The sequence below is a fragment of the Sphaerospermopsis sp. LEGE 00249 genome, from assembly GCF_014299995.1.
Lineage (GTDB): Bacteria > Cyanobacteriota > Cyanobacteriia > Cyanobacteriales > Nostocaceae > Sphaerospermopsis > Sphaerospermopsis kisseleviana.
This window is the reverse complement of sequence record NZ_JACJUZ010000008.1, coordinates 12,719-33,954: the sequence shown is the minus strand read 5'-3', so window position 1 is coordinate 33,954 and position 21,236 is coordinate 12,719. Positions and strand designations below refer to the sequence as shown.

21 protein-coding genes and 2 pseudogenes are annotated in these 21,236 nt (G+C 36.9%); 12 read left to right on the top strand and 11 right to left on the bottom strand.

What is annotated here, in order from left to right:
• Window positions 1–37: 37 nt before the first annotated feature.
• Window positions 38–415 carry a GxxExxY protein gene (locus H5968_RS04650; RefSeq protein ID WP_187038980.1) on the top strand — a complete coding sequence of 126 codons (378 nt, stop codon included), beginning with the start codon at window positions 38–40 and terminating at the stop codon, window positions 413–415.
• Between the two features lie 60 nt (window positions 416–475).
• Here H5968_RS04650 and H5968_RS04645 read toward each other — a convergent pair whose 3' ends face one another.
• Window positions 476–1,675, bottom strand: coding sequence for a Coenzyme F420 hydrogenase/dehydrogenase, beta subunit C-terminal domain (locus H5968_RS04645; RefSeq protein WP_187038979.1), 1,200 nt, complete (start codon window positions 1,673–1,675; stop codon window positions 476–478).
• A gap of 222 nt (window positions 1,676–1,897) precedes the next feature.
• On the opposite strand from H5968_RS04645, the gene tcmP reads away from it, so the two are divergent.
• The gene (gene tcmP / locus H5968_RS04640; RefSeq protein ID WP_187038978.1) at window positions 1,898–2,833 is read left to right on the top strand and encodes a three-Cys-motif partner protein TcmP; all 936 of its coding nucleotides are present in this window, start codon (window positions 1,898–1,900) and stop codon (window positions 2,831–2,833) included.
• Here the strand turns inward: tcmP and H5968_RS04635 are convergent.
• Window positions 2,820–3,351: pseudogene (locus tag H5968_RS04635) on the bottom strand (transposase); the annotation flags it as partial. The gene tcmP and the pseudogene H5968_RS04635 sit on opposite strands and share 14 nt — an antisense overlap.
• A 653-nt stretch (window positions 3,352–4,004) precedes the next feature.
• Between H5968_RS04635 and H5968_RS04630 the strand changes: the two are divergent.
• A complete protein-coding gene (locus tag H5968_RS04630) occupies window positions 4,005–5,186 on the top strand; it encodes a M20 family metallopeptidase (protein WP_187038977.1) in 1,182 nt (393 codons plus the stop codon).
• Window positions 5,187–5,563: 377 nt separating this feature from the next.
• Window positions 5,564–5,878, top strand: coding sequence for a chromosome segregation ATPase (locus H5968_RS04625; protein WP_187038976.1), 315 nt, complete (start codon window positions 5,564–5,566; stop codon window positions 5,876–5,878).
• A 69-nt stretch (window positions 5,879–5,947) separates the two neighbouring features.
• Here H5968_RS04625 and H5968_RS04620 read toward each other — a convergent pair whose 3' ends face one another.
• On the bottom strand, window positions 5,948–7,006 hold the full coding sequence (locus H5968_RS04620) for a hemerythrin domain-containing protein (RefSeq protein WP_187038975.1): 1,059 nt from the start codon (window positions 7,004–7,006) through the stop codon (window positions 5,948–5,950).
• A 502-nt stretch (window positions 7,007–7,508) separates the two neighbouring features.
• Between H5968_RS04620 and H5968_RS04615 the strand changes: the two genes are divergently transcribed.
• The 3 genes and pseudogenes from H5968_RS04615 to H5968_RS04605 all read left to right on the top strand — a co-directional run.
• A complete protein-coding gene (locus H5968_RS04615; RefSeq protein WP_096565934.1) occupies window positions 7,509–8,051 on the top strand; it encodes a DUF2231 domain-containing protein in 543 nt (180 codons plus the stop codon).
• A gap of 124 nt (window positions 8,052–8,175) precedes the next feature.
• Window positions 8,176–8,871 (top strand): 3-oxoacyl-ACP reductase FabG, encoded by a 696-nt coding sequence (fabG, locus tag H5968_RS04610; RefSeq protein ID WP_187038974.1) that lies wholly within the window; start codon window positions 8,176–8,178, stop codon window positions 8,869–8,871.
• A 350-nt stretch (window positions 8,872–9,221) separates the two neighbouring features.
• Window positions 9,222–9,888, top strand: a pseudogene (locus H5968_RS04605) (transposase); the annotation flags it as partial.
• Window positions 9,889–10,037: 149 nt separating this feature from the next.
• Here the strand turns inward: H5968_RS04605 and H5968_RS04600 are convergent.
• The 3 genes from H5968_RS04600 to H5968_RS04590 form a co-directional block, all read right to left on the bottom strand.
• Window positions 10,038–10,469, bottom strand: a complete 432-nt coding sequence (locus tag H5968_RS04600) for an NUDIX hydrolase (RefSeq protein ID WP_187038973.1) — start codon at window positions 10,467–10,469, stop codon at window positions 10,038–10,040.
• Window positions 10,470–10,499: 30 nt separating this feature from the next.
• Window positions 10,500–10,952, bottom strand: coding sequence for a DUF3531 family protein (locus tag H5968_RS04595; RefSeq protein WP_096571927.1), 453 nt, complete (start codon window positions 10,950–10,952; stop codon window positions 10,500–10,502).
• Between the two features lie 112 nt (window positions 10,953–11,064).
• Window positions 11,065–11,973 carry a Sll0314/Alr1548 family TPR repeat-containing protein gene (locus tag H5968_RS04590; RefSeq protein WP_187038972.1) on the bottom strand — a complete coding sequence of 303 codons (909 nt, stop codon included), beginning with the start codon at window positions 11,971–11,973 and terminating at the stop codon, window positions 11,065–11,067.
• 298 nt (window positions 11,974–12,271) lie between these two features.
• Here H5968_RS04590 and H5968_RS04585 point away from each other — a divergent pair, with 298 nt between their 5' ends.
• Window positions 12,272–12,943, top strand: a complete 672-nt coding sequence (locus tag H5968_RS04585; protein ID WP_096571929.1) for an ABC transporter ATP-binding protein — start codon at window positions 12,272–12,274, stop codon at window positions 12,941–12,943.
• A gap of 91 nt (window positions 12,944–13,034) precedes the next feature.
• Window positions 13,035–13,784: a 16S rRNA (guanine(527)-N(7))-methyltransferase RsmG gene (rsmG, locus tag H5968_RS04580; RefSeq protein ID WP_187038971.1), complete on the top strand. Its 750-nt coding sequence runs from the start codon at window positions 13,035–13,037 to the stop codon at window positions 13,782–13,784.
• 96 nt (window positions 13,785–13,880) lie between these two features.
• Here rsmG and H5968_RS04575 read toward each other — a convergent pair whose 3' ends face one another.
• Window positions 13,881–14,603 carry a superoxide dismutase gene (locus H5968_RS04575; RefSeq protein ID WP_222620556.1) on the bottom strand — a complete coding sequence of 241 codons (723 nt, stop codon included), beginning with the start codon at window positions 14,601–14,603 and terminating at the stop codon, window positions 13,881–13,883.
• Window positions 14,604–14,856: 253 nt separating this feature from the next.
• Here H5968_RS04575 and H5968_RS26040 point away from each other — a divergent pair, with 253 nt between their 5' ends.
• Entirely contained in the window at window positions 14,857–15,216 is a 360-nt protein-coding gene (locus tag H5968_RS26040; RefSeq protein ID WP_370569745.1) for a helix-turn-helix domain-containing protein, read from the top strand.
• A gap of 8 nt (window positions 15,217–15,224) precedes the next feature.
• On the opposite strand, the gene H5968_RS04565 is transcribed toward H5968_RS26040, so the two are convergent.
• The 4 genes from H5968_RS04565 to H5968_RS04550 all read right to left on the bottom strand — a co-directional run bounded on the left by H5968_RS04565 (window position 15,225) and on the right by H5968_RS04550 (window position 18,773).
• Window positions 15,225–15,938: a Uma2 family endonuclease gene (locus H5968_RS04565; protein WP_187038970.1), complete on the bottom strand. Its 714-nt coding sequence runs from the start codon at window positions 15,936–15,938 to the stop codon at window positions 15,225–15,227.
• Window positions 15,939–15,989: 51 nt separating this feature from the next.
• On the bottom strand, window positions 15,990–16,565 hold the full coding sequence (locus H5968_RS04560) for a Uma2 family endonuclease (protein WP_187038969.1): 576 nt from the start codon (window positions 16,563–16,565) through the stop codon (window positions 15,990–15,992).
• Window positions 16,566–16,633: 68 nt separating this feature from the next.
• On the bottom strand, window positions 16,634–17,182 hold the full coding sequence (locus H5968_RS04555; protein ID WP_187038968.1) for a Uma2 family endonuclease: 549 nt from the start codon (window positions 17,180–17,182) through the stop codon (window positions 16,634–16,636).
• 169 nt (window positions 17,183–17,351) lie between these two features.
• The gene (locus H5968_RS04550) at window positions 17,352–18,773 is read right to left on the bottom strand and encodes an NADP-dependent isocitrate dehydrogenase (protein ID WP_187038967.1); all 1,422 of its coding nucleotides are present in this window, start codon (window positions 18,771–18,773) and stop codon (window positions 17,352–17,354) included.
• Window positions 18,774–19,105: 332 nt separating this feature from the next.
• Here H5968_RS04550 and H5968_RS04545 point away from each other — a divergent pair, with 332 nt between their 5' ends.
• Both H5968_RS04545 and H5968_RS04540 read left to right on the top strand, forming a co-directional pair.
• The gene (locus tag H5968_RS04545) at window positions 19,106–19,819 is read left to right on the top strand and encodes a GUN4 domain-containing protein (protein WP_187038966.1); all 714 of its coding nucleotides are present in this window, start codon (window positions 19,106–19,108) and stop codon (window positions 19,817–19,819) included.
• 141 nt (window positions 19,820–19,960) lie between these two features.
• Window positions 19,961–21,058 carry an ABC transporter ATP-binding protein gene (locus H5968_RS04540; protein WP_187039022.1) on the top strand — a complete coding sequence of 366 codons (1,098 nt, stop codon included), beginning with the start codon at window positions 19,961–19,963 and terminating at the stop codon, window positions 21,056–21,058.
• Window positions 21,059–21,236 lie beyond the last annotated feature (178 nt).

Below are 21,236 nucleotides of genomic sequence, written 5' to 3'. Positions count from 1 at the left end.
ACGCAAAGGCGCAAAGTCGCAAAGGTAAGAAGTGAAGATGAATGAGAATGAGATCGCTAAGGAAGTTGTTGATGCTGCTTACAAGATTCATACCAGGTTTGGTCCTGGGTTGTTGGAATCTGCATATCAAGTGGTTCTTAAATATGAGTTGGAAAAGCGGGGATTAAGGGTAGAGGCGGAAAAAGTCATACCTTTAGTTTATGATGGTGTACATCTGAGTGATGGTTTTCGAGCAGATTTGATTGTGGAAAATAAGGTGATTGTTGAACTAAAGTCTGTGGAAAATATACATCCTGTACACAAAAAACAACTCTTCACTTACCTTGTTGTAGCTGATAAACGTCTCGGCTTACTGATCAACTTCGGTGCATCCCTGATCAAGGACGGAATCTCCCGTGTTGTCAATAACTTGTAAAATCACACCAAAGACACAAAGACTTCTTACCTTTGCGCCTTTGCGCCTCTGCGTGAGCTTTTATTCCGGTAATTTATACTGCGCTACGATCCGCTTGGCAAACTCTGGTACATGATCTTCTAATTTTTCTGGATGATTCCGCTTAACATATAAGTAGTTTCTTGTAAAGTGGGAATCCATTGAAAATTTCCCATATTCCAATCCTTGTGGTCCGATTTTGTCTATGACGACTCCCATTAATTTGGCTACCCACATGGGTAAGGTGACGGCTTTATCGTAGGCTTCTATTCCTTGTTGTACGGCGGCTTTTCTGTCTCCTTTGGACATCACCGGTTGGGTGTGGAGTTGGTCTTTGACGAGTTCTAGCATTTCTTTGCCGGTATCGTTTCTCACTACTATCCATTGCCAGTTGAAGGGTGCGCCCATGTATCCTACTACTATATCTGCTAAGGAGTTGACGTAATCAAAGCAACTCATACATGATGGGGCGAAGATGTCTTTGAGTACGTTGGTTTTGAGTCCAAAGAAGGGTACTTTTTCTTCTGATCCGTCTTCGTGTTTAAAATGTACCCGGAAGTCTTGCATAAATTCGTAACTAACAACGGTTTCGGGGGATCTGCTGGTGGTTTCTAAGAATTTTTGCAGTCCGGCGCGGGTAACGTTATCTACGCATGGTGTACCCAGGACATAGAGTTTTTCTAGTCCGAGTTTTTTCTCAACGGCGCGTAATGCTTGTATTTGACATCCTACTCCGATGACTAATAGGCGTTTCATTCCTGATTTTTCGATTTGTTCTAATACGGAGAGGTTGGGGGATAGGGTGGGTTTATTTACTTTGGCTGCTAGTATTTCTTCGGGGGTGCGGGCGATGATGGGCATGGGTTGAAAGCGGTCTTCTTTGGAGTTTTGCACACAGACGACTCCTTCAACTAAGCCCCGGTTGAGCATTTCTATGGCGATGGTGCTGACTATTCCTGTCCATTGTGCGCCTTCGATGGGTTGTATTTTGCGGGCGGCTATCATTTCTTGATGTACGCCAAAATAGAGTTCGTTTTCGTCTTCTAGGTTGCGGGGGCGGTTATGGGTGCTGGTTTCTAGTTCGTCTATTCTTTGGGTGATGAAGGCGCACGCTTCTTTGACGTAGTGGATATAGTAGGTGTCGCATAGTCCGCATTCGCTACAAAGTTCTTTTGCGGGGCGCACGCTTCCGGGTTTGAGGGCTTTGGCTTTTTTGTGTTTGTTGGTGTCTATGGTGGTCATTTATTTTGTTTATTTTTCTTGAATATCGCTTTTATTACGATACCGTTAGGGGTTGTGATGTGGGTGGTTTGATTTGGGTAAGAGGTTTTTTTCACGCAGAGACGCAGAGGCGCGGAAAACTACAGAGTATAAATAGTAAAATATCAATAATTTTACTTTTATACACACCAGCTAGTTAAATTTGTATAATTATTAGCAAACTATAAAAAAGGATGATCAATTGTGAGTAATTCTGATACCAAGTGGTCTGCTGATGGCAAAGAAATTCCTTTTGTAGAACAGCATACAAAAACTAAACATTTACTTACAGAGCAATATGTAACAGATCTAGTTTATACACTTTATAGTAGTGGACAATATGGAGTGACTAATTTTACTATTATTGACGGTTTTTGTGGTGGGGGTATTTACAATGATAGGGACTCACATAATATTTGGTTTGGTTCGCCCATTCGCTTAATTAAAGCTGTTCAAGAAGGTTATTTTAAATCAAAAAGAACTTATCCTTTAAATGTTAAGTTTATGTTTATAGATAAGAAAAAAGACCATTTAAAATGTTTAAAAAATATTGCTATGTCTCAAGCAGAATTAGAACATTTATCCGATGAAAATCAGCATATTTATAAAACAGAATTGGGAGATTTGATAATAGAATGTGAATTTATTAATGATGAATTTGAAAATAAGGTTGACTATTGTGTTTTTCAATCTGAAAATAGGAAAGGTCATTCTTTATTTATTCTTGATCCCTATGGTTGGTCTGATGTCTCAATGGAAAGTTTTAGAAAAATAAATAGTCTAAAAAAATCAGAAATTATTTATACATTTATGGTTGATTTCATCAAAAGATTTTTTTATGACCCAAAATGGAAAGCAAGAGAAACTTTTAAAAAAGTATTAGAAACAGATGGTTACTTTAACCTTGATCATTTTCAAACACTAGATACTTTTGGAGAACAAGCAGAATTTAGAAATGATTTTATGAAATTATTGAGAGATAAAGGTAATGCAAGCAAAATCATTACATTTGCTATGATGCCTAATAATAATGATAGAGTATTATATTACTTATTTCCAGAAATGTTGAATGTCGTTACAAAAGTTTACATATTCAGTTATAGTAGTCCTATTAAGGGTGAAAATGTCAACATCTCATGATATCTTCCATCCAATGAACATAACTAATTTGTTGACACATACAAGCTTGAAGATAGCGGAATTTATCTAACATTTTATTACCCCATTCTTGAGGAACAGATACAAGTTGTAAAATTAGATAAGCGATGAGACTGGCATAAATTTGTATGCCAATACCATTAACATTTTTGGTAATTAATCTATCTAGTTTTAGGTGCATCTTTAAGAATTTCCATAATAATTCAACTCCCCAACGTAAACGGTAAATATCCCTGATTTCATCATCTGTAACTGCTGCCTCTCCATCTGACGGTAAATTCGTGACTAAGCGAAATTCAGTTTTAGTTTCTAAATCACAAAAATTAACTACCCTATAAGCGGGAGCATCACTCGCTGAACCGATTTTGACTAATCCAGTTCCCGATTCAAATTCTAGTTTCCAATTATTCTTAATTCGCACTACAAAATATTTGTCTTTTTGCACTAATTCCTGCATAAACCTGCATAAAATTTAGTCCCGCAAAACCTCTATCCATTACCCTACAATCTGAATAAGTTAAAGAAGTATAAGCACTGCCAATTATTATAATTATAAAATTAGATGGACAGTATCTAGCTATCGTGTTATTGATTGAATAGGAACACAATAATAGTCAAGCAACAATATATAGCGTTTCCCAGTCTCATGAGGTGAGGTACACCCTAATTTATTTACTGTTACCAATTCCCAATTCCCAATTCCCAATTCCCAATTCCCAATTCCCTAAGATAAAAAACTCTGTACCTCACTAACTTGGTAAATGCTATATATATTCTATAAAAAACAGATCATGATTAAATTACCTGTTTCCCCCATTGCTATTATCGCCACCGGTTTAACTCTGTAATAAATTCCCGCATCTTTTACGGCAGTCTTGGGAATATAACAAGACTGTACAGGGTCTTTTTTGGTTCTGAATCTACACCTGCTAAGTGTATCAGTATCAAGTAAGTACATTAAACTTTATCATCCTCATCACTTTCTGCTCTTCCCCTAGCTGCATAAGTAATAGTTATGGGTCGTCCTTTTAAGGCGGGGAGCGTCAAACCCTTAACTCTGCACAGCTTCTTAAATATCTTGTCAGATGGAAGCATTTTCCTAGTTGACACTTATCTATGATAAGAACAAAGATTGTAAATTACATTCAATTAAATGCTAACCCGGATCAAAGAGATAGCAAATAACCTTGCACCTCGCTTAGTAGAAATTCGTCGTCATATCCACTCACACCCAGAACTCAGCGGCCAAGAATATCAAACTGCTGCGTTTGTGGCTGGTGTTTTGTCTTCTAGTGGGTTGCACGTGGTAGAAGGGGTGGGTAAAACTGGTGTGATCGGCGAATTACACAGCACTAACCATGATGATAGGGTGTTGGCAATTCGCACTGATATGGATGCTTTGCCTATCCAAGAGCGTAGCGGTTTGGAATATGCTTCACGAACAGAAGGAGTAATGCACGCTTGTGGACATGATGTACATACTACGGTAGGTTTAGGTACAGCAATGGTAATGTCCCAAATAGCTGATGAGTTGGGTGGTAAAATCAGGTTTTTATTTCAACCAGCGGAAGAAATTGCCCAAGGTGCAAATTGGATGGTAGAAGATGGAGCAATGAATAATGTTGCTGCTATTTTAGGTGTTCATGTTTTTCCTTCTATTCCTGCTGGTTCTGTGGGTATTCGTTATGGGGCATTAACAGCAGCAGCAGACGATTTAGAAATTATGATTTTGGGTGAATCTGGACATGGGGCGCGTCCTCATGAAGCTGTGGACGCGATTTGGATTGCTTCACAAGTAATTACCGCATTGCAACAAGCTATTAGCCGTACTCAAAATCCTTTGCGTCCTGTGGTGTTGAGTATTGGTAAGATTAATGGCGGTAGAGCGGCGAATGTGATTGCGGATAAAGTACAGTTATTGGGTACGGTGCGATCGCTCCATCCTGAAACTCGCGCTCAGTTACCAAATTGGATCGAAAATATAGTTGCTAATGTTTGTAATTCCTATGATGCAAAATATCAAGTTAATTATCGTCAAGGTGTACCCAGTGTACAAAATGATTATGCTTTGACACAATTATTGCAGTCATCAGCAGAAGAAGCTTGGAGTAGCGATCGCGTGCAAGTTTTACCCGAACCTTCCCTGGGTGCGGAAGATTTTTCTGTTTATTTGGATCACGCCCCTGGTTCGATGTTTCGTTTAGGTGTAGGCTATAAAGATAGAATCATCAATCATCCTTTACATCATCCTCAATTTGAAGTTGATGAATCTGCAATTATTACTGGAGTGGTGACATTAGCTTATGCAGCTTATAAATATTGGCAGTCTAAATAAATTACAGCGATAGCGATTATTTTTTAGATGTTAATTTACTGCATATCTCCCCATCTGGGGAGTAGTTGTTTATGAATATTTGTCATGAATAAATCTCATGAATAAATCTCATGAATAAATCTATTGCTACAGGTGAAGTTAGAGAAAATTCCTGCTATACTATTTTGATTACTCTTGTTCCGGTGTAGTTCGCAAATTTTTTGATGAATTAACCGCAAAGTACGCAAAGTACACAAAGGAAGAAAAGGAGTAATCTGTTAGAGATTTTAGCAAGAAGGGAGTAGTAGTAAGTTAAAAAATCTGGTTTTGGCTACTATTCATTAACTCAAGTTCTAAGATAGCTCAGAGCTTTCAATTTTCACATCAACTTCATCACTATGCCACCAATAGAATCTTTAGAATCTTCATCGTCTCAACCTATTAGTAATAACTGGTACTTGTTGAATGTGCGTTCTAAAAAACGGCAATCATTTTTAAAATTTTTGAATCTGGCAATAGCGCAAAATAACCTACAAGAATTATTTGTAGATATAAAAGTTCCCGAAGATACAGTATATGAAGATATTGTTTTACTGAATTTAAGTAATTTTAAAACAGCCTATTCTTTTTTAAAGGAAGTTGAGTTTTTCCAGAATATAGAACGCAAACCTTTACAGTCTGCACAAGTGAATCGAATGTTAGGAATGAGATGAATTAGTACAGAATTGAGGAGTAGGGGTTTAGCATTGCTAAACCCTTACAATATGAAGCAGTAAGCAACTCTAGACAGCGGCTTCTGTTCTAGTTTCTCTACCCATTCTTTCTTGAATTCTAGTTTTAGCAGCTTTGAATTGTCTAGCTAAATCTTCACTTTCTCTGCTACTCATGTTATTACGAATAGCGGCAAACATTGTGCTTTCTTCTTGACGAATATGATCGCCAATTTGATCCCAAATTTGTCTGAGTCTGTCTTTAAATTGTGGTGTAGCAGGGCTAATACCTCTTAATTCTTCAAACCAAGGACCCCAGCGAGCTTGTTCATCATATAATTCTTGGGTGTTAGCTTCACCATAAAAAGGACGAACTCGCGGATAAACTACTTCTTCTTCCGCACCTGCATGGGCGCTCAAATCTTTATAAATTTGTCCAAAATATTCTTGAATTTTTTGTGGATCATTGCTTTGCATTAATTCTGTAAACAAGATATTTACCTTATTGTGATCCATACGCAGAACATCTTGGATATTCATATCTTGCTTGTCAGAAGTTTGGGTGACAGCACTACCCACAGCACCACTAATAGCGGCGATCGCATCTTGAACTCTTGCCCAAATTCCTTGATCTGCATCTTGTCCTGTTAGTTCCCGCACTCCTAAAATTTCTAAACTTCCTTTCAGTTGTTCTTGATGTGCGCGGTTTTCAAAATTGATAGTATTTAAAGGTCCAATTGCTGCCATCACATCAGCACCAACTTTCTGGGCAGCTTTATGAATTGTCAAACCATTCATTACTTGTTGATGCTTCAATAACTCATGTTGAAATACTTTTTCAAAGAAACTTAATTCATTACCTTGCATTAATTTGCGAACTTTTGCCACCATTTCTTGTACTGTAGATTCTGCATTTTTTTGAATGCCATATTGAACTACTACAGTATCAAGAATACCTTGATTTCTGCGGTCATCATCTAGCATTTTGCGGAGATTATTAGCAATTTCACCATCACTACATTCTCTTAAAAATCTTTCTTCATTATCAATAATTAACTGTTGCAGTAATTTCATATCTGCCAATTTTACTGCAATCGCATTTCGTTTGGTATCATCTAAAGTGGCTACCATGTTGAGTTCTCCTAGCTAAAGTAATCGCAAGTAATCGTATTTATTACCAATCCCAGGTTCGCATAATCACTAGATATTTTCCATCTTTCTTTTGAACGATTACATTCTTAACTCTGGATAGAAAAACAGGATATATACCAGGAGTCAGGAGTCAGATGTAGGGGCAAACCCCCTGTGGTTGCCCTCTTTGTTTTAGCCAGAGTTTCATAATCAATTGCTATTATAAACCCTTTGAATATTGTGATTGAAACAGAAATAAACACCACAAATATCTGTTAATTATGTCTGCTTCTACTGTAAGTTATATAATTATAGATTTTTTATTCCATCCCTAGATAGATAAATTTTTATGCTCAATTTTCTAGATTTGCTCAAAGATAGTTAATTAGTAAATTATAATAAATTATAATAAATTAAGTGAGTACGTGATTATGTCAGAAAATCCAGGTTTGGGAGAAAATGTTGAGAAAATTCCTACTGCTGAATAATAGGAGATGAAAAGATGGCAACCACAGAACCAAATTCTACACCATTTCCCAATTTACCACCAATTATTGAAAGCGATGATCGAGAATATTTAGATAGTGGTGTACCCAGCACAGTATCCATAGCTGGACATCCTTTACATCCTTTGAGTATAATTTTTCCCATAGCTTTTTTAGCCGCAGCTTTAGGTAGTGATTTTGGTTATTGGTTAACGCGAGATTATTTTTGGGCTAGGGCTTCAGTGTGGTTAATTGGATTAGGTTTAGTTACTGGTATTATCGCTTCAGTTATTGGCATGAGTGACTTTTTACAAATAGAAAGAGTCCGCAAACGTGCCGCAGGTTGGGCGCATTTAATTCTGAATATTTCTATCCTGATTTTCACAACTTTGAATTTTATTATTCGTTGGGGTGATGCGGAATCAAATTTACTACCTTGGGGTTTATTACTATCATTAATTGTGGGAACTTTAACCAGCATTACCGGGTGGTTTGGTGCTGAACTTTCCTATCGTCATAAAATTGGTGTCGTGGGTGCGGGTAGTAAAATATATCCATAGTCATGGAATTTGAGATTTGAGATTTTGGATTTTAGATTTTGGATTTTGGATTTTAGATTTTGGATTGGTATAAATCAGCAATTGCGTTATCTTAATTCATGAAGGTTAAAAAAGTGCATCTTTCATGAAAGGAAAACAAGTTTTACTTACAGGTGGTACTGGTGGACTAGGTTTAGGTGTCACACCCGCAGTTTTAGCCCAAGGTGCTGATGTTACTATTCCTTATCGTAGTCTTAAAGATGTGGAAAGACTCAAAGGAATTTTATCACCAGCGGATATTGCCAGAATTAAATTTATTCCGGCTAATTTACAAGATGAAGCATCTGTAAAACAAGTCATTAATAGCATGATGCGAGTAGATGTTTTAATTCATTTGGTGGGTGGTTTTTCAATGGGAAAAACTCATGAATACAGCTTTGATAGTTGGAAGCATGAATTTGAATTAAATCTCAATACTACTTTTTTGACTTGTAAATATAGCCTGGAAAGTATGTTAAAACATGGCTATGGGCGCATTGTAACTGTGGGTTCTCGTGCTAGTGTAGAACCTGCGGGACAATTAGCGGCCTATTCTGCGGCTAAAGCTGGTGTGATAGCATTAACTAAGGCTATAGCCGATGAAACAAAAGGAACTAACATCACTGCAAATACTGTCCTTCCCAGTGTCATTGATACCCCCACCAACCGGGAAGCGATGGGTGCAGAAAACGCCGATAAGTGGGTAAAACCGGAGTCTATTGCTGAGGTAATTTGTTTTTTAGCTTCGGAAGCTGCTAAGGATGTACGTGGTGCTGCTATTCCTGTTTATGGGAATGTTTGATAATTGAATTGTAGATTTTTTTGTGATTGATACCCATTCAGGAAAATAACTGGATGGGTGTTTTTTTATGGTTTAAGAAAATTGTCTGAATCAGGATTTCCAGGATTTAAGGATGAACAGGATGAAAGTGATTTATTTTTGTTAAAAATTGCAACGTATTATTTAATTATCACATTTTTTAACCCAAAAGTAATTTTTCTTTATCCATTGTTGCTGAACATTGTAAGAGGATGTTTGAAAAGTCTAACTTGGGCGATTAGCAGAAGTGTTGAATGTTAAGAAATCTGTGATAAAAATAGCCCAAAATATATTAAAATTTGAGCAAGCTATATCAAAATATTGATTTGATCATGATTATAAATTCATTTCCCAAGATTGTCAAAGACATCCTCAAATCCTTGCCAAAAAATGATTATCCGGTTTTGAACACCCGTCTTTACGTTGAGTGTTGGTTGGGTTATGCCTTGGATAATAGTTTAACAAGTATGAGGGACTTATTTAAAAGATTAAACAATACAGGTATTGATGTAAGGATTTCGACTTTTTCCAAGGCTAACACACACAGAAATCAAGAAATCTTCCAAAAGATTTATCATCAATTGAATAAATTAGTCCAGAAAAAAGCTTACAAAAAGTTACATGATAAATACGCCATTTGTCCAATTGATTCTACAGTAATTACCTTAACAAGTAAGTTACTATGGGTTCTAGGACATCATCAAGTAAAACTTTTTAGTTCCCTCAATCTGTCAACAGGAAGTCCAGAAGATAATTTGATAAATTTTGGACATAATCATGATTATAAATTTGGTTCATCAATGATGTCTAATTTACCGCAAGATGCTGTTGGGGTAATGGATAGAGGTTTTGCGGGACTAAATTTTATGCAGGTTTATGCAGGAATTAGTGCAAAAAGACAAATATTTTGTAGTGCGAATTAAGAATAATTGGAAACTAGAATTTGAATCGGGAACTGGATTAGTCAAAATCGGTTCAGCGAGTGATGCTCCCGCTTATTAGGAATACTATAACTGAATATGTAAACTTTTGTAACGACATTCAACATTTCTGGATGAAATAGATACCCGACTCATTTAATAATTCAGGTATCTGGAAAGGTTTTGATTTTGCTGAAAGCTGATTACTGATTACTGATAGCTAAATGCTTACAAATAATCAAAAAAGATTTCTGGGACTAATCTTAGTTCTCCTGATTTAAACTTCTCAATTTCTACCCATAAAGCACGATGTTTCTTTTCTGGTGTTTCGGAAAAGGTTAAACTTTCAATTTGGTAAAATTTCGGATCTGCAAAGTCGCATTGATAAAGTTGGATGATTTCATGTCCCTGTTTACCATCGAATATAAACAGGTTTTCGATACAACTTAAATAACGAATGTTGGTTAAATCAGCTTGTATTTCTTCTTGAAATTCTCGTTCCAATGCTATGCGACTGGTTTCACCAAATTCTACTCCTCCACCTAAAGCACGATAAAATGTTGATTGCTTTGTCGGATCATATCCTTCAGAAACAAAGATTCTGTCACCATCTTTAATTAATGCTAAAACGATGACTCTAATTTCACCTGGTTTGTTCATTATTGTGAGTAATTGTTGTTATTTGAATGATTAATTATCGTAAAGGGAATAAGCGCGAGTTTCACTATCTTCTACTGGCCAATCTTCATTTTCACCACCTAAATATAATGCTTCTATGGTGACGTATTCTTCACTTAATTGAGATAGTGCGTTGATGAGAATATCTAAGGCGATCGCATCACTTGTTCCTAAATCAAACCAGCATCTTCCCCATTTTCCTTCATATTCAAATTCACCCATGTTGTGCATTAAAGCTAACATACTTTGATCATAACCTTGGTTATCATAATCCATGTAGCTTAAATCCAAACCAGTTTCTTGAACTTGCAAGTTTTCAGCGTTGAAACCTCCTAGTTTACCTAAATAAAACCAGGAGTTAAATACTTCTTCTACATATTGTTTTTCTTGTTGGGAAGGAATGGTGCTAAATTTGATCCAGAACCAAACGTCAAAGGGATTAAATTCACGAAATTGAATGTACATTTTTGGTGATTGGTGATTGCTGATTGGTGATTGGTGATTGGTGATTAGGAAAGAGAATAAATAATTATCTGTTCCCTGTTCCCTGTTCCCTTCTTTCCTAATGACTAAATCATCATATATTATTGAGTCGGTTTTTAGCCTGGTTGCGTTCGGATTCAATTTGTTTGACTAGACTAGCAGGAAGTTGGGATTTTTTGGTTAACGCTTTCTCAAAATATGCGATCGCTTCTTTAACCACATTCTGACTTTTTTCCTTGTTACCTTGTAAATACAGTATTTGCGCTTTGAGATAATAAATTTCTGGGTTGTCAGAGGTGTTTTTCAAAGCACGATCCACATATTTTAATGCTTGGGGATATTTCTTCAAATCCCGATACGCTAAAGCAATACCCCTATCTACTAAATATCCAGGTGCTGCATTTTGTTCCAGTTGTTCAATCGCTTGATCAGGACTAATAAAAGGCAAATTAACGGCTAACATTAAGTTCATATAGCCTTTAATTAAATTTAACTCTGGATCATTGGCATTAATGGCTTCTGCTCTATCTAAATATTCATACACTCTTGTTAACCTAGTAAATGCCTTTGATGCACCATTAACCGTACCTTCACGGGTAAGAATGACAGCACCTTCTAAAAAATTGCCTACTCCAGTGTATAAATTACCACGTAATTGGTTAGTACCAATCAACTTTTGTCCAGCTTCTAAAGTCTTTTTGCTGTACTTTTCCAATCCTACTAAATCTTGATTAGTATAAGCTAAAGATGCTTTTAAAGCATAAGCTAAAGGTTCATCGGGTTCATCAGCGATCGCTTTTTTCAGGTGATCCTCTGCAACAGGATAATTTCCTTGTTGGAAAATCGCTTTAAACGCTGCTTCCGTGCGATCGCCAATTTGATGAGGTTCACTACTGCGAAATGGATCACCCGCTAATGAGGGATTTACCCACAAATTTAAGATTAACGTAGTAGCAAAAGCAACTTTAGAAACCAGAGGAAATCCTAAAAAATGTTTAGACATAATAAAACACAGAATTATTACGGTTGAACTTGTCTTATGTATTACTTAAAATCAAAAAATGCTTAACCAAAAAACGCTTCTGTCTTAGCAAAAAAATCCAAAAAAATCCAATTTATCTAGACTATTGAAAATTCATCAGGTTTCCTCGCTGATTGTAGCGATTTTTTTTGTGTAATTCTGTCAAAATAGAAAAAGTTGAATGTTTGTTGCTGCTGGATCAGGTTTTGGTTACGTAACTTTGCTTTTAGTCCATCAGTTGTTCATCAGTTGTTCGCTGACTATCTGGTAATTTTAACAAATGCTTTATCTCAGAAATCTAACTTATCACCCCACAGCTTGTCCCACAGCAATTCTTAAATCTATTAACCTGGAATTACCACCACAGCAGCTAGGTTTAGTCATAGGTCCTAGTGGTTCTGGTAAAAGCACCTTATTAGAAATTTTATCAGGATTAGTTGAACCTACCTCCGGTGCTGCATTTTGGAGAGAACAACCACTAATCTCAGAACAACTGCAACAATTAGCGGGAATTGTCTTTCAATTTCCCGAAAGGCACTTTTGCGGTGGTACAATTTTGGAAGAATTGCGTTTAGGACATCCCGAATTAGGTACAGAACGAGTTCATCAAGCACTCAGAGAAGTAGGATTAGATCATTTATCATTTTCTACCTCACCCCATGCTTTAAGCGGTGGACAACAAAGACGTTTAGCTTTAGCAGTTCAATTAATTCGCCAACCAAATTTATTATTATTAGATGAACCTACAGCCGGTTTAGATTGGTCTATTCGTCGTCAATTAATAAATTTATTAGCAAAATTGAAAAAAGATTGGACTTTATTAGTTGTTACACATGATGCAGGGGATATGTTACCAATAGCGGACAGTTGTTGGACTTTAAATCATGGTGTTTTGGAATCTGTTGATCCTAAAACTTTAGAAAAGAAAATTGCAGAAACAGTTGGGAAGTGAAACATTTGAATTAAAACTTAAAAAGTTTCACGCAGAGGCGCAGAGTCGCAGAGAAGAAAGCAAAGATTTTGAGATAATTAATTGAGTGAATATGAGTTTAGAGTCCGTATTTAGTTTACCTGAAATGGTGGAAGTTTGGCAAGAAACGTTAAATTGGCAACCAACAAATGACCAACAAAATCAATTACAAAAACTCTATGAATTGGTTATTGAAGCTAATCGTTATGTGAATTTAACGCGCATTACTGAAGCGTCAGAATTTTGGGAAAAACATCTTTGGGATTCGTTAAGGGGAGTTGCACCAAAACAGGATTTTATTGATTCTCTTCATCCAGGTGCATCAGTAATTGATATTGGTACTGGTGCGGGTTTTCCTGGTTTACCAATTGCGATTATTTTCCCTAATTCTCAGGTGACTTTGTTAGATTCTACTCGCAAAAAAATTAATTTTATTGACTCTGTTTTAACGGATCTTCCTCTTATCAATGCGAAAACAATTGTGGGGAGGGTGGAAGAAATTGGACAGGAAGGTAAACATAGAGAAAATTATGATTTAGCTGTGATTCGTGCAGTGGGTAGTGTTTCTGCTTGTGCTGAATATAGTTTACCTTTAGTGAAAAAAGGTGGTTTAGCAGTTATTTATCGGGGAAGTTGGACAAAGGAAGAAAATCAAAGTTTAGAAAATGCGGTACATCATTTAGGGGGAGAAGTTGAATTAATTGATGAATTTACCACTCCTTTAAGTAATAGTATTCGTCATTGTTTATATTTAAGGAAGGTGAAACATACACCTGTGAGTTTTCCTCGTCCTGTGGGTATACCAACACAAAAACCTTTGTAAATTAGGTAATGGGTAATTGGTGATTGGTGATTGGTAATTGGTTGTGTTTATAAATCAATTACCAATTATGAATTATGAATTATTATGAATTACGAATTACTCTATTTTACTTGCATCTGCAAACCGTTGATTAATTTCATCCCAGTTAACCACATTCCACCAAGCATCTAAATATTCAGGACGACGATTTTGATATTTTAAATAATAAGCGTGTTCCCAAACATCATTACCAAAAATGGGATATTTACCTTCCATTAAAGGACTATCTTGATTTGCAGTAGTTGTAATTTCTAACTTACCATTTTTGTTGCGAACTAACCAAACCCAACCGCTACCAAAACGACCACCACCAGCTTCATTAAACTGTTTTTTGAAATCTGCGAAACTACCAAAAGTTTTATTAATTGCAGTTGCTATTTCTCCAGTTGCTTCACCACCACCATTAGGTTTCATGATTTTCCAAAACATTGAATGGTTAACATGACCACCACCATTATTTCTGACTGTAGTTCTAATATCTGCGGGGACATTATCCAGATTTTGCAGTAGTTGTTCAACAGTTTTGTTTTTCAGTTCTGGGTATTTGTCCAAAGCTTTATTTAAGTTATTCACATAAGCTGCATGGTGTTTATCGTGATGAAACTGCATTGTTCTTGTATCAATATGTGGTTCTAGTGCGTCGTAAGCGTAGGGTAAAGGAGGTAGTTCAATAGTTGATATTCTGGGGGGAGAAGTTTCAGCAGAAGCACCACTATCGAGAAGAAAAGCACCCGCACTAGCACCCAGTAAAACCAAGAAATGACGACGATTTAAACTCATAAGTCTTTTTGCAGTTGGTAGATTTGCACACTGTTTTAGATCATAACTGCAAAAATAGATTAGGGAATGATGAATTGTACCTCTCCACAGTAGGAGGTGAGTTCCTGAAACAATTCTAGCTAACCCAGCTATTGAAGATTTTTTATTAGACTACACACCAGAAGCACTAGATAAAATTTATGATTTAACCCACGGACAACCTTATTTAGTGCAGTTAATAGGTTATCATTTAGTACGATTATATAATGATTTTGTGTTTGAACAAGTAAGAAACCGCGATGCAGTTTTTACAGTGGAAGATGTAGAAGCAGTTGTGAATAAACCGGAATTTTTTACCAGAGGTAGTAATTATTTTAATGGTGTTTGGGGTCAAGCTGGGGAAAATGGTAATACTGAACAAGTAATTTTAATTCATCTAGCAAAATATCCCCAAGGGTTAAGTTTAAATGATTTGGTTGAGTTGACGGGAATAGATGAAAGTAATTTACAGACAGCTTTAGATACTTTAACCCGTCATGATGTGATTGCAGAAAATCAGGGAAGATGGAGAATTATTGTCGAGTTATTTCGGCTTTGGGTTGAAAAATCACATCCTTTAAATTTAGAATCCTAAAATCACACTTAAATACTATCAGGGTCTACACCCAAAGCCTTTAATTTTTCTGCTAGTAATTGAGCGCGAACTTCTGCATTTTCAGCGCGTTCTTCTGCTATTTTCGCACGTTCATCACCAGTTAGTAAAACATTACCATTTTGATCACACCAACGCAACCAAGAATCATTTCTACCTTCAAATTCTCCATTCCATAAAGTTACACCCAAACCAATATCTTCTAACCATTTATCTGTAGTTTCTACGTAACGTCTACCTTGAATAGAATAAATTCTTAAAACTTCTGCTCCTAAATTTTGATGTGGGTCATATACAATATAGTAAGAAACTCGCATTTTTTCATAAATTTGCAGTTTTTTATCTAGTTCTTCACCTTCTCGATTTGATATAATTTCAATGACAACTTCTGGTGATTTACCGAATTTCCAAACTAGATAACAACGATTTTGTTTTTCCCACCAGTTTTCAGGAGTTTTCACATCAAAACTGACAAATATATCAGGAACTATGGCAGGTTCACCATAAGTATGATAAACACCTACATTAGCTGCTGCTAAAAAAATCTGATTTTGTAAAGAACTGTAAAGAGAACCGACTAAAAGGCGTTGTTGTTTTTCAGATGCGAGATTATCCACAGGTGTATCATCTTCAGTGACTAGCAAGTTGGCATCTGGTACATCACAATTATCAATTTCACTATTGATTAGAAGTTGCTCAATCATGATTGTATCCACTAGTTGAGATATGAAAATTATAACACTTTACTTGAGATTTTAATAACAATCTAAACTCAAACTAAATCCTGGTAATATGTCTTCCCCTAATAATTCTGTGGGTAAATTTCTCAATTCCACATCTTTTCCTAAACGATAAATTTCTACTTGTTGTTGTTGCGGATTTATTAACCATCCCATTTTTACCCCTGCATTCATATATTCTTGCATTTTCTGACGCAGAGTTTCTAAACTATCTGTTACTAACCTTAATTCAATGACAAAATCTGGTGCAATAGGGGGAAATTTTCGTTTTTGTTCAGGTGTTAATGCTTCCCAACGTTCTTTTTTAATCCAAGCTGCATCAGGAGAGCGATCGCCCCCATTTGGTAATTTAAATATAGTGGAAGAACTAAAAGTATAACCGAGTTTTGTTTGCCGATTCCAAATACCTAAATCTATAATAAATTCTGCTTCTCTATTTCCGCTTTCTCCTCCCACTGGTGGCATAATAATTAATTCTCCAGTTGCAGTGCGTTCAAATTGCAAATCACTGTTTTTTTGACATAGTTGATAAAACTGTTCATCAGTTAAGTTAACATCGTCTAGGTTGAGTTTTAAAGGACTGATAACCATAAAAAATCACCCTATTTAAATACTACTTTTATCGTTTTTATACTACTTTTAAATCTTAATTTTCTGTCTTAACCCAATAATTCATTAACCGCAACATTAAACCCTGGTAATACAATTTGAGTCCTGACTATTTCACCAGCAATAAACACAAGACGTTGATTTTGAGTAATTACAATAATCCACCGATTTTCAGGAAAGACTAACCAAACTTCCTCACTTCCTGATTGCAAATATTCTTGAGATTTAGCAATCCTATCTTCTGCTAAATCTGTAGAAGAAATAATTTCTGCTACGAGGGGAAAACTTTGAGGTAAAACAGCAGGTTCACCAAATTGTTGTATCAATTCGGGGGTAAGATAAGCAACATCAGGACGACGGCCTTGTTGATTTGTACGACAGGGTGCTTCTGTATACACTTCTCCACCTTGTTCACTAGAATCTTTGTAATTTCTGCAGTAAGTAGCTAGTTTTGCTTGTACCCGACTGTGTTTCAATGTCACTTCTTCTTTCTCCAATAATTCCCCATTTACCCATTCTGTACCCTCTGGGGAACTTTGCATCCAATCTTCTAAGGAATACTTTTTTAATACATCTTCTTTAATTGGTGTCATTACCATAATTATCTATTCTCCTTTTCAACACAGATATTATTGATATTATGACTCAAATATAATTTTTATACATCTTCTTAATCCAATCCTGTTCATCCTCAAATCCTGGACATCCTGATTCTGACAAACAGGACGGGTAAAACCCGCCCCTTTAATTAATAGAAATTAACCGCAATTAACCGAAATGTTTGATAATTGCCTCAGCAAATTCAGAACATTTCAAAGGTTCTACAGGTGGTTCAATTAACCGCGCTAAGTCATAAGTAACTTCACCATTAGCTATGGCTGCACCTAGACCTTTTTTAATCAAATCTGCGGCTTCTTGCCAACCCATATATTCTAGCATCATGACAGCGGAAAGAATCACAGATCCGGGGTTAATTTTATCTAAACCGGCGTGTTTTGGTGCTGTTCCATGGGTAGCTTCAAAAACGGCGCAGGAATCGCCAATGTTTGCCCCTGGTCCCATACCTAAACCACCAACAATAGCAGCAGCAGCATCGGATAAATAATCACCGTTGAGGTTCATTGTAGCCAGAATTGAATATTCATCTGGTCGGGTTTGAATTTGTTGGAAAATGCTATCGGCAATGCGATCATTTACCATGATTTTCTCTGTCCATTTTCCATCACCATGACTTGTCCAAATTGAGTTCAGAACTGTTTCCACTTCTTTAACAATTTGTGCTTTTTTCTCTGGGGTTAAAGCATCAAAACCAGGATCGATCATTCTGGCGTTTTCTTCTAAGGAAATGTTAGGGTTTTTCTCCTTATTTCCTAAGATCCAAGATTCCCTTTCGGTAACGCATTCATTACGAAATTCGCTGGTTGCTAATTCATAACCCCAATCTCTAAAAGCGCCTTCGGTGTATTTCATGATATTGCCTTTATGCACCAATGTTACTTGTTGCTTGGCCTTGGGCAGTTGTAAAGCGTGCTTGATGGCACGTCTAACTAAACGTTGTGAACCGCTTTTACTGATGGGTTTAATTCCTATACCTGCATCCAGGGGAATTTGCTTTTTACCGTGTTCTGGGGTAGCGGGGATAAGTTCATTGTTGAGAATGGAAATGAGGCGATCGCCTATTTCACTACCTTGTTTCCATTCAATCCCCAAATAAATATCTTCCGTATTTTCCCGGTAAACAATCACATCCAATTTTTCCGGGTTTTTGTGTGGGGAAGGAGTTCCTGCATAGTAACGACAAGGACGCACACAGGCGTACAAGTCAAAAATTTGACGTAATGCCACATTTAAAGAGCGAATCCCACCACCTACGGGAGTAGTCAAAGGTCCTTTGATAGCAACGCCATATTCTTTAATAGCGGTGAGAGTATCTTGGGGTAAATACTGGTAAGTGCCGTATAAATCACAAGCTTCATCACCAGCATAAACCTTAAACCAGCTAATTTTTCTTTTACCCTTGTATGCTTTTGCTACCGCAGCATCCAGCACCTTTTCTGTAGCTGGCCAAATATCAATACCTGTGCCATCACCACGAATAAAGGGAATAATAGGATTGTCAGGAACAACGGGTTCACCATTTTTGAAGGTAATTTTTTCGCCAGTTGTCGGGGGGGTAATCTTGTCGTACATAGTTAACACATTCCAAATAGAATAATTTCAAGGAGTTACAGGTGACAGGTGACAGGTGACAGGTGACAGGTGACAGGTGACAGAAGGCAAAAGTTAATATTCTCCCCCTGCTTCCCTTACTTCCCCTGCTTCCCCTGCCCTTTCTTTGAGGCGCAGATCATCCCCTGCTTTACCTGGTAAATTATTGGTAGCTCAGACGTAGATTGCAGTTAAACCGGCGCTACTTTGTCCGGTCAAAAATAGTAAACTACTTTTCGCTATCTGTGCTTCATTTTGTAGAATGCCCAATAGCTGATTCGTTTGTTCACTGAAACGCTAACACGAGTAATGGCATGACAGACCCAATGATTGTATCAGGCACTGCTAATGACATCGACTCCCTGCGCCAAAAGTTAATCGCTGGGTCCGAAAAAGTCCAACAACAAATCATCCCACAATTAGCTAAATTGGGTAATGAGGGTTTAGAGGTGTTGCAGGAATTTTTGTTGAAACGTCGTGACACTCAAGCAACTTGGATTGATGGTAAAGCTTACCAAGTCATCTACAATTCTGATGCACCTACGGCTAAGGAATTTCTAGAAACTCACTTTCCTGAAGGAATTGTACCTCTAAAATCAGATCGTGGGATCAGTTACAATTCTTTGCAACAATTACTCATCAAGCAGGAGTTTCAAGCTGCTGATCTGCTGACAATTCAAAAAATGTGCGAAATGGCAGGACCCCAAGCAGTACAAAGAAAATGGTTGTATTTTACTGAAGTGGAAAATTTCCCCATCAAAGATCTACAAACAATTAATCATCTTTGGGTTGTCTACTCCGAAGGCAAGTTTGGTTTTTCTGTACAGCGAGAAATTTGGTTGGGGGTGGGTAGAAACTGGGAAACTTTATGGCCAAAAATCGGCTGGAAGGATGGCAATAAATGGACTCGCTACCCCAACGAGTTTACCTGGGATTTAAGCGCCCCTAGAGGTCATCTACCCCTTTCTAACCAACTGCGCGGGGTGCGGGTAATGGCTTCTCTTTTATCTCATCCTGCGTGGGGTTAGGTGACAGGTGACAGGTGACAGGTGACAGGTGACAGGGAAGAGGCAGGGGAGGCAGGGGGAGCATGGGAAGATTAATAACCCAATGCCCAATGCCCAATGCCTAATGCCCAATTATCAATTATCAATTATCAATTATTAGAAATGGCTAAAGTTGTTTTAGATAAAATTAAACGTAAATTTAACAATGTCACCGCGATTGAGGATATCACCTTTGAAATTCCTGATGGTGAGTTTTGGGTTTTAGTTGGTCCTTCGGGGTGCGGTAAGTCTACGATTTTACGAACTATCGCAGGTTTGGAAACTGCTACTTCTGGAAATTTATATATAGGCGATCGCTTGGTTAATGATATCCCAGCCAGAGCGCGTGATGTAGCAATGGTATTTCAAAATTATGCCCTTTATCCCCATAAGACGGTAGCTCAAAATATCGCTTTTGGGTTGGAAATGCGAAAGGTGGATAAAAAAACTATTCAAGAACGAGTGTTAACGGTTGCGCGATCGCTGTCTTTGGAACATCTGTTAGATAGAAAACCTAAACAACTTTCTGGAGGACAACAACAAAGGGTAGCATTAGGAAGAGCGATCGCACGTCAACCTCAATTATTTTTACTCGATGAACCTTTATCTAATTTAGATGCTCAATTACGAGATGATACCAGAGCAGAATTAAAACAATTACATCAAGAATTGGGAATTACGACAATTTATGTCACCCATGACCAAGTTGAAGCCATGACTTTAGCTGATAAAATTGTAGTGTTAAATCGGGGACGAATTCAACAAATTGGCGATCCTCAAAGTATTTATGCTTTACCTGCTAATGAAATGGTAGCAGCTTTTTTGGGTAATCCGCCTATGAATATTTTACCCTCTATTTATCAAGGTGATAATTTTGGTATTAGTGGTCAACTATTAGCTGTTCCTGAAAATATCAAAGCAGCTTTGAATTTTCACCCTGAACAAATTTGTAATTTGGGTATTCGTCCTGAACATATTAGTATTAGTAAAGCAGAAATTCAACCAGAAAATTCAACCCTTGCAGTAGAAGTTAAAGTTGTTGAACCCTTGGGAAGAGAAACTTTAATTCGTGTGAGTTTACCTAATTCTTCTAGTTTTATCAATGTTCAAGTGGGTGGGGGTGTGCGTTTACATCCCGGTGAAAAGTTGCATTTGCATTTCGATTTAAATCATTTATTTGTTTTTGATCCGGGTAGTGGAGAAAGAATTTTTCCTGTTTAATCTAATTTAATGTATATTGGGTTAAGGGACAGCGTAACCTAACAAGAAGTTAGATCATTTTATTTATTCATCTTTTCTCGGTGTAGTTTCCAGATTTTTGGGTTAATTAACCGCAAAGTACGCAAAGTACACAAAGGAAGAAAATGAGTAATGTTGGGTTTCTTTTTGTCAACCCAAC

Coding starts and splice junctions, on each gene's coding strand:
- H5968_RS04650 (WP_187038980.1), top strand. CDS start 38: ATGAATGAGAATGAGATCGCTAAGGAAGTTGTTGATGCTGCTTACAAG.
- H5968_RS04645 (WP_187038979.1), bottom strand. CDS start 1,675: ATGACCACCATAGACACCAACAAACACAAAAAAGCCAAAGCCCTCAAA.
- H5968_RS04630 (WP_187038977.1), top strand. CDS start 4,005: ATGCTAACCCGGATCAAAGAGATAGCAAATAACCTTGCACCTCGCTTA.
- H5968_RS04625 (WP_187038976.1), top strand. CDS start 5,564: ATGCCACCAATAGAATCTTTAGAATCTTCATCGTCTCAACCTATTAGT.
- H5968_RS04620 (WP_187038975.1), bottom strand. CDS start 7,006: ATGGTAGCCACTTTAGATGATACCAAACGAAATGCGATTGCAGTAAAA.
- H5968_RS04615 (WP_096565934.1), top strand. CDS start 7,509: ATGGCAACCACAGAACCAAATTCTACACCATTTCCCAATTTACCACCA.
- fabG (WP_187038974.1), top strand. CDS start 8,176: ATGAAAGGAAAACAAGTTTTACTTACAGGTGGTACTGGTGGACTAGGT.
- H5968_RS04600 (WP_187038973.1), bottom strand. CDS start 10,469: ATGAACAAACCAGGTGAAATTAGAGTCATCGTTTTAGCATTAATTAAA.
- H5968_RS04595 (WP_096571927.1), bottom strand. CDS start 10,952: ATGTACATTCAATTTCGTGAATTTAATCCCTTTGACGTTTGGTTCTGG.
- H5968_RS04590 (WP_187038972.1), bottom strand. CDS start 11,973: ATGTCTAAACATTTTTTAGGATTTCCTCTGGTTTCTAAAGTTGCTTTT.
- H5968_RS04585 (WP_096571929.1), top strand. CDS start 12,272: ATGCTTTATCTCAGAAATCTAACTTATCACCCCACAGCTTGTCCCACA.
- rsmG (WP_187038971.1), top strand. CDS start 13,035: ATGAGTTTAGAGTCCGTATTTAGTTTACCTGAAATGGTGGAAGTTTGG.
- H5968_RS04575 (WP_222620556.1), bottom strand. CDS start 14,603: ATGAGTTTAAATCGTCGTCATTTCTTGGTTTTACTGGGTGCTAGTGCG.
- H5968_RS04565 (WP_187038970.1), bottom strand. CDS start 15,938: ATGATTGAGCAACTTCTAATCAATAGTGAAATTGATAATTGTGATGTA.
- H5968_RS04560 (WP_187038969.1), bottom strand. CDS start 16,565: ATGGTTATCAGTCCTTTAAAACTCAACCTAGACGATGTTAACTTAACT.
- H5968_RS04555 (WP_187038968.1), bottom strand. CDS start 17,182: ATGGTAATGACACCAATTAAAGAAGATGTATTAAAAAAGTATTCCTTA.
- H5968_RS04550 (WP_187038967.1), bottom strand. CDS start 18,773: ATGTACGACAAGATTACCCCCCCGACAACTGGCGAAAAAATTACCTTC.
- H5968_RS04545 (WP_187038966.1), top strand. CDS start 19,106: ATGACAGACCCAATGATTGTATCAGGCACTGCTAATGACATCGACTCC.
- H5968_RS04540 (WP_187039022.1), top strand. CDS start 19,961: ATGGCTAAAGTTGTTTTAGATAAAATTAAACGTAAATTTAACAATGTC.